This is a genomic window from Streptomyces sp. NPDC033131 (genome assembly GCF_055578365.1).
The window spans coordinates 88,485-104,420 of the sequence record NZ_JBVIPA010000011.1 but is presented as its reverse complement, the minus strand read 5'-3'; the positions used below and the strand labels follow the sequence as shown (position 1 = coordinate 104,420).

General features: G+C 70.4%; 14 protein-coding genes. All 14 read left to right on the top strand.

Translation table 11 applies throughout. From position 1 onward, the window contains the following. Positions 1-5 precede the first annotated feature (5 nt). A complete protein-coding gene (locus ACZ5XS_RS16635; protein ID WP_468652068.1) occupies positions 6-851 on the top strand; it encodes a glycosyltransferase family 2 protein in 846 nt (281 codons plus the stop codon). A 96-nt stretch (positions 852-947) separates the two neighbouring features. Beyond that, positions 948-1,877, top strand: coding sequence for an ABC transporter permease (locus ACZ5XS_RS16630; protein ID WP_468651846.1), 930 nt, complete (start codon positions 948-950; stop codon positions 1,875-1,877). After that, complete coding sequence (locus ACZ5XS_RS16625) at positions 1,870-2,649, top strand: ABC transporter ATP-binding protein (RefSeq protein ID WP_468651844.1); 780 nt, start codon at positions 1,870-1,872, stop codon at positions 2,647-2,649. The genes ACZ5XS_RS16630 and ACZ5XS_RS16625 overlap by 8 nt, the downstream gene beginning before the upstream one ends. A 402-nt stretch (positions 2,650-3,051) precedes the next feature. Then, positions 3,052-3,939 (top strand): squalene synthase HpnC, encoded by an 888-nt coding sequence (gene hpnC / locus ACZ5XS_RS16620; protein ID WP_468651842.1) that lies wholly within the window; start codon positions 3,052-3,054, stop codon positions 3,937-3,939. Continuing rightward, positions 3,936-4,886: a presqualene diphosphate synthase HpnD gene (gene hpnD, locus ACZ5XS_RS16615; protein WP_468651840.1), complete on the top strand. Its 951-nt coding sequence runs from the start codon at positions 3,936-3,938 to the stop codon at positions 4,884-4,886. The genes hpnC and hpnD overlap by 4 nt, the downstream gene beginning before the upstream one ends. Beyond that, positions 4,886-5,026: a DUF6380 family protein gene (locus tag ACZ5XS_RS16610; RefSeq protein WP_468651838.1), complete on the top strand. Its 141-nt coding sequence runs from the start codon at positions 4,886-4,888 to the stop codon at positions 5,024-5,026. The genes hpnD and ACZ5XS_RS16610 overlap by 1 nt, the downstream gene beginning before the upstream one ends. Next, positions 5,023-6,450, top strand: coding sequence for a hydroxysqualene dehydroxylase HpnE (gene hpnE / locus ACZ5XS_RS16605; protein ID WP_468651836.1), 1,428 nt, complete (start codon positions 5,023-5,025; stop codon positions 6,448-6,450). The genes ACZ5XS_RS16610 and hpnE overlap by 4 nt, the downstream gene beginning before the upstream one ends. Positions 6,451-6,521: 71 nt before the next feature. Beyond that, entirely contained in the window at positions 6,522-7,586 is a 1,065-nt protein-coding gene (locus tag ACZ5XS_RS16600) for a polyprenyl synthetase family protein (protein ID WP_468652066.1), read from the top strand. A gap of 118 nt (positions 7,587-7,704) precedes the next feature. Next, a complete protein-coding gene (gene shc / locus ACZ5XS_RS16595) occupies positions 7,705-9,696 on the top strand; it encodes a squalene--hopene cyclase (RefSeq protein WP_468651834.1) in 1,992 nt (663 codons plus the stop codon). Beyond that, positions 9,696-10,343: a phosphorylase family protein gene (locus tag ACZ5XS_RS16590; RefSeq protein ID WP_468651832.1), complete on the top strand. Its 648-nt coding sequence runs from the start codon at positions 9,696-9,698 to the stop codon at positions 10,341-10,343. Before shc ends, ACZ5XS_RS16590 begins: the two co-directional genes overlap by 1 nt. 5 nt (positions 10,344-10,348) lie before the next feature. Then, entirely contained in the window at positions 10,349-11,371 is a 1,023-nt protein-coding gene (gene hpnH / locus ACZ5XS_RS16585) for an adenosyl-hopene transferase HpnH (protein ID WP_468651830.1), read from the top strand. 4 nt (positions 11,372-11,375) lie between these two features. Further along, complete coding sequence (gene ispG / locus ACZ5XS_RS16580) at positions 11,376-12,533, top strand: flavodoxin-dependent (E)-4-hydroxy-3-methylbut-2-enyl-diphosphate synthase (protein ID WP_468651828.1); 1,158 nt, start codon at positions 11,376-11,378, stop codon at positions 12,531-12,533. A gap of 27 nt (positions 12,534-12,560) precedes the next feature. Then, positions 12,561-14,480 carry a 1-deoxy-D-xylulose-5-phosphate synthase gene (gene dxs / locus ACZ5XS_RS16575; protein WP_468651826.1) on the top strand — a complete coding sequence of 640 codons (1,920 nt, stop codon included), beginning with the start codon at positions 12,561-12,563 and terminating at the stop codon, positions 14,478-14,480. Continuing rightward, positions 14,477-15,895 (top strand): aspartate aminotransferase family protein, encoded by a 1,419-nt coding sequence (locus tag ACZ5XS_RS16570; RefSeq protein ID WP_468651824.1) that lies wholly within the window; start codon positions 14,477-14,479, stop codon positions 15,893-15,895. Before dxs ends, ACZ5XS_RS16570 begins: the two co-directional genes overlap by 4 nt. Positions 15,896-15,936: the final 41 nt, after the last annotated feature.

Genomic DNA, 15,936 nt, shown 5'->3' with positions numbered 1-15,936 from the left:
TCACGATGGGCAACCGCCCCGACGAACTGCGCGCCCTGCTCGACTCGGTCGCCAAGCAGGACGGCGACCGCGTCGAGGCGGTCGTCGTCGGCAACGGCTCGCCCGTCCCGGACGTCCCCGAAGGCGTCCGCACCATCGAACTGCCGGAGAACCTCGGCATACCGGGCGGTCGCAACGTCGGCATCGAGGCCTTCGGCCCCGGCGGCCGCGACGTCGACATCCTGCTGTTCCTCGACGACGACGGCCTCCTCGCCGGCCACGACACCGCCGAGCTGTGCCGTCAGGCCTTCGAGGCCGACCCCGAACTCGGCATCATCAGCTTCCGCATCGCCGACCCCGGCACCGGGACCACCCAGCGCCGCCACGTCCCGCGCCTGCGCGCGGCCGACCCGATGCGCTCCTCCCGGGTCACCACCTTCCTCGGCGGCGCCAACGCCGTCCGCACGCAGGTCTTCGCGGACGTCGGCGGGCTGCCTGACGCATTCTTCTACGCCCACGAGGAAACCGACCTGGCATGGCGGGCCCTCGACGCGGGCTGGATGATCGACTACCGGTCCGACATGGTGCTGTACCACCCCACGACCGCGCCCTCGCGGCACGCGGTCTACCACCGCATGGTCGCCCGCAACCGCGTCTGGCTCGCCCGCCGCAACCTGCCCAGGCCCCTGATACCCGTCTACCTCGGGGTCTGGCTGCTGCTCACCCTGGTGCGCCGCCCGTCGCGCCCCGCCCTGAAGGCGTGGCTCGGCGGATTCCGGGAAGGCTGGACCACGCCCTGCGGCCCGCGCCGGCCCATGAAGTGGCGTACGGTGTGGCGGCTGACTCGACTGGGCCGGCCCCCTGTCATCTGACAAGCTCGTTCCCGAGAGCACCGGGGCCGTACCGAGGTTCCGGGCTCACGCCATGCCCGCACAGGCTGCGCATCCCGAAGACGAAAGTTTCCACTAGTGAGTGAGACAACGCACGACGGCACGGTCGCGGTGAGCGCGCCCGTACCGCCCGACGAGGTCCTGACGGCGGCACGGCTCGCCGAGAAGTACGGTCTGACCGTGAGCGGCGCCCGGCCCTCCCTCGTCGAGTACGTCCGCCAGCTCTGGGACCGGCGTCACTTCATCATCGCCTTCTCGCGGGCGAAGCTGACCGCCCAGTACAGCCAGGCCAAGCTCGGGCAGCTGTGGCAGGTGGCCACCCCGCTGCTGAACGCGGCCGTGTACTTCTTCATCTTCGGCGTCATCCTGAACGCCAGCCGCGGCATGCCGAAGGAGGTGTACATTCCCTTCCTGGTCACAGGCGTGTTCGTGTTCACCTTCACGCAGAGCTCGGTCATGGCGGGTGTCCGCGCGATCTCCGGCAACCTCGGCCTGGTCCGCGCGCTGCACTTCCCGCGGGCCTCGCTGCCGGTGTCCTTCGCGTTCCAGCAGCTCCAGCAGCTGCTGGCCTCGATGATCGTGCTGTTCGCCGTGGTGATCGGCTTCGGCCACTATCCCGACCTGTCCTGGCTGCTGATCGCGCCGGTCCTCGTCCTGCAGTTCCTCTTCAACACCGGCCTCGCGCTGATCATGGCCCGGGCGGGAGCCAAGACCCCGGACCTGGCCCAGCTCATGCCGTTCGTGATGCGTACGTGGATGTACGCGTCCGGCGTGATGTTCTCCATCCCGATCATGCTGGCGGACAAGCCGGCCTGGATCGCGACGGTCCTGCAGTGGAACCCGGCGGCCATCTACATGGACCTGATGCGCTTCGCGCTGATGGACCCCTACGGCAGCGAGAACCTGCCCGATCACGTGTGGGCCGCGGCGGGCGGCTGGGCCCTGCTCCTCGCCCTCGGCGGTTTCGTGTACTTCTGGAAGGCGGAGGAGAGGTACGGCCGTGGCTGAGGACAGGAACGACGCGCACATCCCCACCGTCATCGCGGACGAGCTGCACATCGTCTACCGCGTCAACGGCGCCAAGACCGGCAAGGGCAGCGCCACCGCCGCGCTCAGCCGCATACTCAAGCGTGGCGAGGAGCGCGGTGTGCGCAAGGTGCACGCCGTCAAGGGCGTCTCCTTCGTCGCCTACCGCGGCGAGGCCATCGGCCTGATCGGCTCCAACGGCTCCGGCAAGTCGACCCTCCTGCGTGCCATCGCGGGCCTGCTGCCCGCCGAGAAGGGCAAGGTCTACACCGACGGTCAGCCCTCCCTGCTCGGCGTCAACGCGGCCCTCATGAACGACCTCACGGGCGAGCGGAACGTCATACTGGGCGGGCTCGCCATGGGGATGACGCGCGAGCAGATCAAGGAGCGCTACCAGGAGATCGTCGACTTCTCCGGCATCAACGAGAAGGGCGACTTCATCACTCTCCCGATGCGCACGTACTCCTCCGGCATGGCGGCCCGGCTGCGGTTCTCCATCGCCGCCGCCAAGGACCACGACGTCCTGATGATCGACGAGGCCCTGGCCACCGGCGACCGCAAGTTCCAGAAGCGCTCCGAGGAGCGCATCCGGGAACTGCGCAAGGAGGCCGGCACCGTGTTTCTCGTCAGTCACAACAACAAGTCGATCCGTGACACCTGCAACCGTGTCCTGTGGCTGGAACGGGGCGAGCTGCGCATGGACGGCCCGACGGACGAGGTCCTCAAGGAGTACGAGAAGTTCACGGGCAAGTAGTCCACCAGGACGTGGGCGAAAGAGCCCACCTGGCTTCCCAGGGCCCCGCCGGAACTGCTCCGGCGGGGCTCCGCGTCTGCAAAGGAAGCGTCAACTTCGGCCCCGCTCAGGAATCTTGACCCCAATCGGTGTGTTGTTGTGATGCGCAGGACACCCCGGAGATCCCTGGAGCGTTGTACAACGTAAGCTGGACCGGTCCCCAATCGCGGCAAGTAGGGCGATAAAGCGCGACACCCTCCAGTGGGGCGGCTGCGCGGAAGGCCGGGCGGCGTGTCCGAAATAGTGTGCATTGGGTCGGCGGTGTAGAACGGGAGATGTGACGGCAATGGCTACGGAAACTCCCCAGCTCCACGCAGCGTGTGCCGTCCCCGCCGCGGGCAGTCAGCGGTGACGGGCAGCGGCATGCCGCGCCCCGGCGAGACGGAGCGCGGCACGCTCGACAAGGCGGCGGCGGAGAACTTCCCGGTGGCTCCCTTCTTCCTGCCCAGGGCCTGGCGCGAGGACCTCATGGCCGTCTACGGCTTCGCCCGCCTCGTCGACGACATCGGCGACGGCGACCTGGCACCCGGCGGGGCCGACGCCCGCCTGCTCGGCGTGTCGCCCGAGGACGCCGAGGACCGGCTGCTCCTGCTGGACGCCTTCGAGGCGGACCTCCGCAGGGTCTTCGACTCGACCCCGCGCCATCCGCTGCTGCGCCGCCTCCAGCCGGCCGTCCGCCGCCGCGCACTGAGCCCCGGGCCCTTCCTCGGACTGATCGCCGCCAACCGGCAGGACCAGCTGGTCACGCGCTACGAGACCTACGACGACCTGCTCGCCTACTGCGAGCTGTCCGCCAACCCCGTCGGCCGTCTCGTCCTCGCCGTCACCGGCACCTCGACCCCCGAGCGGGTCCGGCTCTCCGACGCGATCTGCACGGCCCTCCAGATCGTCGAACACCTCCAGGACGTCGCCGAGGACCTCGGCCGCGACCGCATCTACCTGCCCGCCGCGGACATGAAGCGTTTTCACGTCCAGGAAGCGGACCTCGCCACGAAAACCGGGAGCGCGTCGGTGCGTGCCCTGGTTGCATACGAAGCGCAACGCGCCCGCGATCTCCTGAATGAAGGCGCCCCCCTGGTGGGTAGCGTCCACGGCAGGCTGAGGCTGCTGCTCGCAGGGTTCGTGGCAGGAGGAAGGGCGGCGATCAGCGCGATCGCCGCCGCCGAATACGACGTACTTCCCGGCCCGCCCAAGCCCGGCAAGATCCAGTTGCTGCGTCAGGTGGGCGTGACTCTGCGAGGAAAGGGGTGATCCGGACCGTGGAGTCGGAACAGGACGTGCCCGCACCGGTACTCGCCGCCTACAGCTACTGCGAGGCCGTCACCGGACAGCAGGCACGTAACTTCGCGTACGGCATCAGACTGCTGCCGACGCCCAAGCGCCGCGCGATGTCGGCGCTCTACGCCTTCTCCCGGCGCGTCGACGACATCGGCGACGGCGTGCTGGCCGGCGACGTCAAGAGCGCGAGACTCGAGGACACCCGGGCGATGCTGGCCCGGGTGCGGCACGGCTCGGTCTCCGAGGACGACACCGACCCGGTCGCCGTCGCCCTCGCTCACGCCGCCGGGACCTTCCCGATCCCGCTCGGCGGCCTGGACGAACTCATCGACGGCGTCCTGATGGACGTACGCGGCGAGACCTACGAGACCTGGGACGACCTGAAGGTGTACTGCCGCTGTGTGGCGGGCGCCATCGGGCGGCTCTCGCTCGGCGTGTTCGGTACGGAACCGGGGGCGCGCGGCGCCGAGCGCGCGCCGGAGTACGCCGACACGCTCGGGCTCGCGCTCCAGCTCACCAACATTCTCAGGGACGTCCGTGAGGACGCCGAGGGCGGGCGCACCTATCTGCCCGCCGACGACCTCGCCAAGTTCGGCTGCTCGGCCGGCTTCAAGGGGCCGAAACCACCGGAGGGCGCCGACTTCGCGGGCCTCGTGCACTTCGAAGTGCGTCGGGCCCGCGCCCTTTTCGCCGAGGGCTACCGGCTGCTGCCCATGCTCGACCGGCGTAGCGGCGCCTGTGTCGCCGCCATGGCCGGCATCTATCGCCGCCTCCTCGACCGCATCGAGCGCGACCCCGAGGCCGTGCTGCGCGGCCGGGTCTCGCTGCCCGGCCGGGAGAAGGCGTACGTCGCCGTACGGGGCCTGTCCGGCCTGGACGCCCGGCACGTGACCCGGCGGACCGTCAGGAGGCGCGCCTGATGGACAATTCGGTCCAAGGTGATGCCGTCGGAGAAAAGTGGCACGCAACCCTCCGGTCGGGCACGGCGTCCCTGACTGCGACGGCCTGCCGCGCACGGATCACCTCGCCCGGCGGGCGCTCGGGGGAGGGTGCACGATGACGGACGGTACGCAGTCCGGCGGGTCGCTCGCGGACGGGTCGGGACGGCCGGGCCGGGACGCCGTGGTGATCGGCGGAGGGCTCGCCGGCATCACCGCCGCGCTCGCTCTCGCCGACGCCGGAGTCCGGGTGACGTTGCTCGAAGGCCGGCCACGGCTGGGCGGGCTCGCCTTCTCCTTCCAGCGCGACGGACTGACCGTCGACAACGGGCAGCACGTGTACCTGCGCTGCTGCACCGCCTACCGGTGGTTCCTCGACCGCGTCGAGGGCGCGGCGCTGGCTCCGCTGCAGGATCGTCTCGACGTGCCCGTACTCGACCTGGCGCGGCCCGAGGGCCGGCGGCTGGGCAGGCTGCGGCGCGACGCGCTGCCGGTGCCCCTGCATCTGGGGCGCAGCCTCGCCACGTACCCGCATCTCTCACTCGCCGAACGGGCCAGGGTGGGGCGGGCCGCGCTCGCGCTCAAGGGGCTCGACCTCGCCGATCCGAACCTGGACACGCAGGACTTCGGCAGCTGGCTGACCGCGCACGGTCAGTCGGCGCGTGCCGTCGAGGCCCTGTGGGACCTGGTCGGGGTCGCCACCCTCAACGCGGTCGCGGGCGACGCCTCGCTGGGGCTCGCCGCGATGGTGTTCAAGACCGGTCTGCTGTCCGACCCGGGCGCGGCCGACATCGGATGGGCGCACGTCCCGCTGGGTGAACTGCATGACCGGCTGGCCCGCAAGGCGCTCGACTCCGCGGGCGTGCGTACCGAGACCCGTACACGCGTCACCTCCATCTCCACTGACGAAAACGGGACCTGGAGCGTTCAGGTTCCCGGCGAGACGCTCCGGGCGGACGCGGTCGTCCTCGCCGTACCGCAGCGCGAGTCCCACGACCTGCTGCCGTTGGGGGCGCTCGACGCGCCGGAGCGGCTGCTGGAGATCGGCACCGCGCCGATCCTCAACGTCCATGTCGTCTACGACCGGAAGGTGCTCGGCAGGCCGTTCTTCGCGGCCCTGGGCAGCCCGGTGCAGTGGGTGTTCGACCGGACCGAGGCATCCGGACTCCACCGGGGCCAGTACCTCGCCCTGTCCCAGTCGGCCGCGCACGACGAGATCGACGAACCCGTCGCCGCGCTGCGCGAGCGCTACCTGCCCGAGCTGGAGCGGCTGCTGCCCCGCGCGCGCGGGGCCGAGGTGCGGGACTTCTTCGTGACCAGGGAACGCACGGCGACGTTCGCTCCCACTCCCGGCGTCGGACGGCTGCGGCCCGGCGCCCGCACCAAAGCCCCCGGCCTGTACCTGGCCGGAGCGTGGACCGCCACCGGGTGGCCCGCGACCATGGAGAGTGCGGTCCGCAGTGGTGTGAGCGCGGCGGACGCCGCGCTCGACGCCCTGGGCCGGCCCCGCCCCCGTCGGCTCTTCGAGTTCGAGGAGGCGGCCTGATGCTCGATCAGCACGGCACGGCCGGCCCCCGCACCTTCGGTACCGCAACAAGAGGAGAGACTGTGCCCACTGTGCCCCCGGCCCCGACGGCCGCTCGGAGGACCGCGGTGGACGTGACCGCGCTCCTGGAGCGCGGCCGGACCCTTGCCACGCCGGTACTGCGGGCGGCCGTCGACCGCCTGGCACCTCCCATGGACACGGTCGCCGCCTACCACTTCGGCTGGATCGACGCCGAGGGCAACCCCGCGGACGGGGACGGCGGCAAGGCCGTACGGCCCGCCCTCGCGGTCCTCTCCGCGGAGGTCACCGGTGCCTCGCCCGACGTCGGCATTCCCGGTGCCGTCGCGGTGGAGCTGGTCCACAACTTCTCGCTGCTGCACGACGACCTGATGGACGGCGACGAACAGCGCCGGCACCGCGACACCGTCTGGAAGGTGCACGGCCCCGCCCAGGCGATCCTGGTCGGCGACGCCCTGTTCGCCCTGGCCAACGAGGTCCTCCTGGAGCTCGGCACGGTGGAGGCCGGACGGGCGACCCGCCGTCTGACCACCGCCACCCGTGCCCTGATCGACGGTCAGGCGCAGGACATCTCCTACGAGCACCGCGACCGCGTCAGCGTCGAGGAGTGCCTGGAGATGGAGGGCAACAAGACCGGCGCCCTGCTCGCCTGCGCCAGCTCCATCGGCGCGGTGCTCGGCGGCGCGGACGACCGCACCGCCGACACCCTGGAGAAGTACGGCTACCACCTGGGCCTCGCCTTCCAGGCCGTCGACGACCTGCTCGGCATCTGGGGCGACCCGGTCTCCACCGGCAAGCAGACCTGGAGCGACCTGCGCCAGCGCAAGAAGTCCCTGCCGGTCGTCGCGGCGCTCGCGGCGGGCGGTGCCGCCTCCGAGCGGCTCGGCGAGCTGCTCGCCGCCGACGCCAGGAGCAGCGACTTCGAGAACTTCTCGGAGGAGGAGTTCGCGGCCCGCGCCGCCCTCATCGAGAAGGCGGGCGGCCGCGAGTGGACCGCCGAGGAAGCCCGACGTCAGCACACCATCGCCATCGAAGCCCTCGATGCCGTCGACATGCCCGACGGGGTGCGGGCGCAGTTCACGGCACTCGCCGACTTCGTCGTCGTACGAAAGAGATGATCACTATCGGTCGAATAGCCCTCGCGTAGTCGCCGGCCGGTGTCGCGGGATCACGAGCACCGGCCGACGGCGGACCCACAGCAGACGCACCGTATGCACACTGCACGAAGGGGAAGCCATGACAGCGACGACCGACGGAAGCACCGGGGCCCTGCCGCCCCGCGCTGCCGCGGCCAGCGAAACCGACATCAACACCCCCGTGGCGGCCGGGGTGCACGACGCCGCCGTACGCGCCGTGCAACGCGCCACCGACTTCCTGCTGTCACGGCAGGACGCCGAGGGCTGGTGGAAGGGCGACCTCGAGACCAACGTCACGATGGACGCCGAGGATCTGCTGCTGCGTCAGTTCCTCGGCATCCGCGACGAGTCCACCACCCACGCAGCCGCCCTCTTCATCCGCGGCGAGCAGCGCGAGGACGGCACCTGGGCCTCCTTCTACGGCGGCCCCGGCGAACTCTCCACCACCATCGAGGCGTACGTCGCCCTGCGCATGGCCGGGGACGCGCCGGACGCGCCGCACATGGCGAAGGCGTCCGCCTGGATCCGTGCCCGGGGCGGTATCGCCTCCGCCCGGGTCTTCACCCGGATCTGGCTGGCCCTGTTCGGCTGGTGGAAGTGGGAGGACCTGCCCGAACTCCCGCCGGAACTGATCTACTTCCCCACCTGGCTGCCGCTCAACATCTACGACTTCGGGTGCTGGGCCCGGCAGACCATCGTCCCGCTGACGATCGTCTCCGCGAAGCGGCCGGTCCGCCCCGCGCCCTTCCCGCTCGACGAGCTGCACGCCGACCCGGCGAACCCCAACCCGGCCAAGCCCCTTGCTCCGGTCGCGAGTTGGGACGGTGCCTTCCAGCGCCTCGACAGGGCTCTGCACGCCCTGCGCAAGGTCGCGCCGCGCCGACTGCGCAGGGCCGCGATGAACAGCGCCGCCCGCTGGATCATCGAGCGGCAGGAGAACGACGGCTGCTGGGGAGGCATCCAGCCGCCGGCCGTGTACTCGGTCATCGCCCTGCACCTGCTCGGCTACGACCTCGAACACCCCGTGATGCGCGCGGGGCTCGAGTCGCTGGACCGTTTCGCCATCTGGCGCGAGGACGGCACCCGGATGATCGAGGCCTGCCAGTCACCGGTCTGGGACACCTGCCTGGCGACCATCGCGCTCGCCGACGCCGGGGTGCCCGCCGACCATCCGCAGCTAGTCAAGGCGGCGGACTGGATGCTCGGCGAGGAGATCGTGCGGCCCGGCGACTGGGCCGTCAAGCGACCCCGACTGCAGCCCGGTGGCTGGGCGTTCGAGTTCCACAACGACAACTACCCCGACATCGACGACACCGCCGAGGTCGTCCTCGCGCTGCGCCGCGTCAGACACCACGACCCGCAGCGGGTGGAGAACGCCATCGGGCGCGGGGTGCGCTGGAATCTCGGGATGCAGTCGAAGAACGGCGCGTGGGGCGCCTTCGACGTCGACAACACCAGCCCGTTCCCCAACCGGCTGCCGTTCTGCGACTTCGGCGAGGTCATCGACCCGCCCTCGGCCGACGTCACCGCGCACGTCGTGGAGATGCTGGCCGTCGAAGGGCTCTCGCACGACCCGCGCACCCGCCGCGGCATCGAGTGGCTGCTCGCCGAACAGGAACCGGACGGCTCCTGGTTCGGGCGCTGGGGCGTCAACTACGTCTACGGCACCGGGTCCGTCGTACCCGCCCTGGCCGCCGCCGGAATCCCCGCCTCGCACCCGGCGATGCGGCGCGCGGTCACCTGGCTGGAGTCCGTGCAGAACGACGACGGCGGCTGGGGCGAGGACCTGCGCTCCTACAAGTACGCGAAGGAGTGGAGCGGGCGGGGCGCCTCCACCGCCTCGCAGACGGCGTGGGCCCTGATGGCCCTGCTGGCGGCGGGGGAGAAGGACGCCAAGTCCGTCGAGCGTGGCGTCGAGTGGCTGGCGAGCACGCAGCGCGAGGACGGTTCCTGGGACGAGCCGTACTTCACCGGCACCGGCTTCCCCTGGGACTTCTCCATCAACTACCACCTCTACCGGCAGGTGTTCCCGCTCACCGCACTCGGCCGCTACGTCCACGGAGAGCCGTTCTCCGGGGTCAAGGGGGGCTGATGGCCACCCAGTCCGCTCCGGCCTTGGCCCCGCTCCTGGTCGCCTGCGCGCTCGGCATCGAGCGCCTGGCGCTGCGCAGCGGCGACCGCGGCGGCGCCGGCGGGCCGGTCACCGTCCTGCGCACGGGCATGGGCCCGGCCGCGGCCGAGCGCTCCGTGACCCGGGTGCTGGCCGACCCGGCGCTCGGCGAGGCCGCCGTGGTGGCCACGGGCTTCTGTGCGGGGCTGGCCCCCGGCATGCACCCCGGCGACCTGGTCGTCGCCGAGGAGACCCGGGACCCCCGCGGCACCGTCGCGTGTGTCGGGACGGACCTGCTCGTCAAGGAACTCGTACGGACGCTGCCCGGACGTACCGTCCACACCGGGCCGCTCACCGGCTCCGATCACGTCGTGCGTGGTGAGGAACGGTCGGATCTGCTCGCGACCGGCGCGATCGCGGTCGACATGGAGTCCGCGGCCACGCTCCTGAGCGCCGTCCGCGCGGGCGAGCGCCCTGTTGCGGCCGTCCGGGTGGTGGTGGACGCTCCAGAACATGAACTCGTCCGGATCGGCACGGTGCGCGGTGGAATATCAGCCTTCCGCGTTCTTCGTTCCGTTCTTCCTGCTTTCTACGAATGGCACCGTTCCTTGCTGCTCCCCAGGAGGTGAGCCAGATGGCCATGCCGCTGCGTCAGTCCATCAAGGTCGCTACATACTTGGCCGAACAAAAGCTCCGTAAGCGGGACAAGTTCCCGCTCATCGTGGAGCTGGAACCCCTCTTCGCGTGCAATCTCGCATGCGAGGGCTGCGGCAAGATCCAGCACCCCGCCGGGGTGCTCAAGCAGCGCATGCCGGTGGCCCAGGCCGTCGGGGCGGTGCTGGAGTCGGGTGCGCCGATGGTGTCCATCGCCGGTGGTGAGCCGCTGATGCACCCTCAGATCGACGAGATCGTGCGCCAGTTGGTGGCGAAGAAGAAGTACGTCTTCCTCTGCACCAACGCCATGCTGCTGCGCAAGAAGATGGACAAGTTCAAGCCCTCTCCCTACTTCGCCTTCGCCGTGCACATCGACGGGCTGCGGGAGCGCCACGACGCGTCGGTGGCGAAGGAGGGGGTGTTCGACGAGGCCGTGGAGGCGATCAAGGAGGCCAAGAAGCGCGGCTTCCGGGTCACCACCAACTCGACCTTCTTCAACACGGACACCCCGCAGACCATCATCGAGGTGCTCAACTTCCTCAACGACGACCTCCACGTCGACGAGATGATGATCTCGCCCGCCTACGCCTACGAGAAGGCCCCCGACCAGGAGCACTTCCTGGGCGTCGAGCAGACCCGTGAGCTGTTCAAGAAGGCCTTCGCGGGCGGCAACCGGCGCCGCTGGCGGCTCAACCACTCGCCGCTCTTCCTGGACTTCCTGGAGGGCAAGGTCGACTTCCCGTGCACGGCCTGGGCGATCCCGAACTACTCGCTCTTCGGCTGGCAGCGCCCCTGCTACCTGATGAGCGACGGGTACGTCCCGACGTACCGCGAACTCATCGAGGAGACCGACTGGGACAAGTACGGCCGCGGCAAGGACCCGCGCTGCGCCAACTGCATGGCGCACTGCGGCTACGAGCCCACCGCCGTCCTCGCCACCATGGGTTCCCTCAAGGAGTCGCTGCGCGCCATGCGCGAGACGGTCTCCGGAAACCGGGACTGAGGCCATGACCGCCGTCTCCTTGGGCGTCCCCGAGGTACCGGTCCGGCCGATCGCCGAGCGGCGCATGTCGCGGCGGATCGAGGTCGGGCCGGTGGCGGTCGGGGGCGGGGCCCCGGTGTCGGTGCAGTCGATGACGACGACCCGTACGTCCGACATCGGCGCCACCCTCCAGCAGATCGCCGAACTCACCGCGTCCGGCTGCCAGATCGTCCGGGTCGCCTGTCCCACACAGGACGACGCGGACGCGCTCGCGACCATCGCCCGCAAGTCGCAGATCCCGGTGATCGCGGACATCCACTTCCAGCCGAAGTACGTGTTCGCCGCGATCGAGGCCGGCTGTGCGGCCGTACGCGTCAATCCCGGCAACATCAAGCAGTTCGACGACAAGGTGAAGGAGATCGCGCGGGCCGCGAGGGATCACGGCACGCCGATCCGGATCGGGGTCAACGCGGGTTCGCTGGACCGGCGGCTGCTGCAGAAGTACGGCAAGGCCACGCCCGAGGCGTTGGTGGAGTCCGCCCTGTGGGAGGCCTCGCTCTTCGAGGAGCACGGGTTCAGGGACATCAAGATCTCGGTCAAGCACAACGACCCCGTGGTGATGGTCAACGCCTACCGGCTGCTCGCCGAGAGCTGCGACTACCCGCTGCACCTCGGTGTCACGGAGGCCGGTCCGGCCTTCCAGGGGACCATCAAGTCCGCCGTGGCCTTCGGGGCACTGCTCAGCCAGGGCATCGGCGACACCATCCGGGTGTCGCTGTCGGCGCCGCCCGCCGAGGAGGTCAAGGTCGGCCTCCAGATCCTGGAGTCGCTGAACCTGAAGCAGCGGCGGCTGGAGATCGTGTCGTGCCCGTCCTGCGGGCGCGCCCAGGTCGACGTCTACAAGCTGGCCGACGAGGTCACGGCGGGCCTGGAGGGCATGGAGGTGCCGCTGCGGGTCGCCGTCATGGGATGCGTGGTGAACGGCCCGGGAGAGGCACGGGAGGCCGATCTGGGCGTCGCCTCCGGGAACGGCAAGGGGCAGATCTTCGTGAAGGGCGAGGTCATCAAGACCGTCCCCGAGTCGAAGATCGTCGAGACCCTGATCGAAGAGGCGATGAAGATCGCCGAACAGATGGAGCAGGACGGCGTCGCGGCGGGGGAGCCGGCCGTCACCGTGAGCTGAACAGCACGGACCGATAGGGGGCCCGACGTGACGATTCTGGAGAACATCCGGGGACCACGCGACCTGAAGGCGCTGTCCGAGGCGGAACTCGGCGAACTGTCCGAAGAGATACGTGAGTTCCTGGTGCACGCGGTCGCCAGGACCGGCGGACACCTCGGACCCAATCTGGGGGTGGTGGAACTCTCCATCGCCCTCCACCGGGTCTTCGAGTCTCCGGTCGACCGCATCCTGTGGGACACCGGCCACCAGAGCTACGTACACAAACTCCTGACCGGGCGTCAGGACTTCTCCAAGCTGCGCAGCAAGGGCGGCCTGTCCGGCTATCCCTCGCGCGAGGAGTCCGAGCACGACGTCATCGAGAACAGTCACGCCTCCACCGCGCTCGGCTGGGCCGACGGGCTCGCCAAGGCCCGCCAGGTGCAGGGCGAGAAGGGGCATGTCGTCGCGGTGATCGGCGACGGCGCGCTGACCGGCGGCATGGCCTGGGAGGCGCTCAACAACATCGCGGCCGCCAAGGACCGGCCGCTGATCATCGTCGTCAACGACAACGAGCGGTCGTACGCGCCCACCATCGGCGGCCTCGCCAACCACCTGGCCACCCTGCGCACGACCGACGGTTACGAGAAGGTGCTGGCCTGGGGGAAGGACGTACTGCTGCGGACCCCGCTGGTCGGCAGCACGGTCTACGAGTCGCTGCACGGCGCCAAGAAGGGCTTCAAGGACGCCTTCGCACCGCAGGGCATGTTCGAGGACCTCGGCCTCAAGTACGTCGGCCCGATCGACGGGCACGACCTGGGGGCCGTCGAATCGGCGCTCAGGCGCGCGAAACGCTTCCACGGGCCGGTCCTGATCCACTGCCTGACGGAGAAGGGACGCGGCTACGAACCCGCCCTCGCCCACGAGGAGGACCACTTCCACACCGTCGGTGTGATGGACCCGCTCACCTGCGCGCCGCTCGCTCCCTCGGGCGGGCCGTCGTGGACCTCGGTGTTCGGGGACGAGATCGTGCGGATCGGCGAGGAGCGCGACGACGTCGTGGCCATCACCGCGGCGATGCTGCACCCGGTGGGGCTCGGCAAGTTCGCGGCCCGTTTCCCGGACCGGGTGTGGGACGTCGGCATCGCCGAGCAGCACGCCGCCGTGTCCGCGGCCGGCCTGGCCACGGGCGGGCTGCATCCGGTCGTCGCCGTCTACGCGACGTTCCTGAACCGCGCCTTCGACCAGCTCCTCATGGATGTCGCCCTGCACCGGTGCGGCGTCACGTTCGTGCTGGACCGGGCCGGCGTCACCGGTGTCGACGGCGCCTCCCACAACGGCATGTGGGACATGTCGATCCTCCAGGTCGTCCCCGGCCTCAGGATCGCCGCGCCCCGCGACGCCGACCAGCTGCGGGCGCAGCTCAGGGAGGCGGTCGCGGTGGACGACGCGCCGACGCTGGTGCGCTTTCCCAAGGAGTCGGTGGGGCCGTCCGTCCCGGCGATCGACCGGGTGGGCGGGCTGGACGTCCTGCACCGCGGGTCGCAGACCCCCGACGTGCTCCTCGTGGCCGTCGGTGTCATGGCGCCCGTCTGCCTGCAGGCCGCGGAACTGCTGGAAGCCCGCGGCATCGACTGCACGGTCGTCGACCCGCGGTGGGTCAAGCCCGTCGACCCGGCGCTCCCGGGCCTCGCCGCCCGGCACCGGCTGGTCGCCGTCGTCGAGGACAACAGCCGGGCCTCCGGGGTCGGCGCCGCGGTGGCGCTCGCCCTCGGGGACGCCGACGTCGACGTCCCGGTGCGGCAGTTCGGCATCCCGGAACAGTTCCTCGCGCACGCCAAGCGAGGTGAGGTGCTCGCCGACATCGGTCTCACGCCCGTCGAGGTCGCCGGACGGATCGGCGCGAGCCTGGCCGTCAAGGAAGCGAACCCGGCCGTCCGGGAAGAGTTGTCCAAGGAGAAACAGGAATGACCACCGCCAAGCCCGCGTCGCCCTCCTCGCAGGCCGGGGAGTTCGACCTCGGCGCGCTGCTGGCCGAGCGCGGGGCCGAGCGCTACGAGCTGCACGGCAAGTACCTGAACCACCAGCTCCCGCGCATGCTGCACACCATCGGCTTCGACAAGGTCTACGAGCGCGCCGAGGGCCCGTACTTCTGGGACGCGGACGGCAACGACTACCTCGACATGCTCGCCGGGTTCGGGGTGATGGGCCTGGGGCGCCATCACCCCGTCGTCCGCAAGGCGCTGCACGACGTGCTCGACGCCCAGCTCGCCGACCTCACCCGCTTCGACTGCCAGCCGCTGCCCGGGCTGCTGGCCGAGAAGCTGCTCGCGCACAGTCCGCACCTGGACCGGGTGTTCTTCGGCAACAGCGGTACCGAGGCGGTCGAGGGCGCGCTGAAGTTCGCCCGCTACGCCACCGGCAAGCCGCGGATCCTGTACTGCGACCACGCCTTCCACGGCCTGACCACCGGGGCCCTGTCCGTCAACGGCGAGGACGGGTTCCGGGACGGCTTCGCCCCGCTGCTGCCCGACACGGCCCTGCCGCTCGGCGATCTCGACGCCCTGGCCAGGGAGTTGCAGAAGGGCGACGTGGCCGCCCTCGTCGTCGAGCCCATCCAGGGCAAGGGCGTGCACGAGGCCCCGCCCGGCTACCTCCGCGCCGCCCAGGAGCTGCTGCACCGGCACAAGGCGCTGCTGATCCTGGACGAGGTGCAGACCGGCCTCGGCCGGACCGGTGACTTCTACGCCTACCAGCACGAGGACGGGGTCGAACCCGATCTGGTGTGCGTGGCCAAGGCGCTCTCCGGCGGCTATGTGCCGGTCGGCGCCACCCTCGGGAAGGACTGGATCTTCAAGAAGGTCTACTCCTCGATGGACCGGGTGCTGGTCCACTCGGCGAGCTTCGGCTCCAACGCACAGGCCATGGCGGCGGGGCTCGCCGTGCTCTCCGTCATGGAGAACGAGCAGGTCGTGGCGAACGCCCGGGCGACGGGGGAGCAGCTGAAGTCCCGGCTGACGGCGCTGGTCGACAAGTACGAGCTGCTCGCCGACGTCCGCGGCCGGGGCCTGATGATCGGCATCGAGTTCGGCCGCCCCAAGTCGCTGAAGCTGCGCAGCCGTTGGGCCATGCTGCAGGCCGCCCGCAAGGGGCTGTTCGCGCAGATGGTGGTGGTGCCGCTGCTGCAGCGCCACCGGATCCTCACCCAGGTGTCCGGCGACCACCTGGAGGTGATCAAGCTGATCCCGCCGCTGGTCATCGGCGAACGGGAGGTCGACCGGTTCGTCGAGGCCTTCACGGACGTGATGGACGACGCGCACAGCGGTGGCGGTCTGATGTGGGACTTCGGCAAGACGCTGATCAAACAGGCGGTCGCCAACCGGTGAGGGGCGCTCTGGGAGTCTTTTGCCTCTGAGGCAATAAGTTT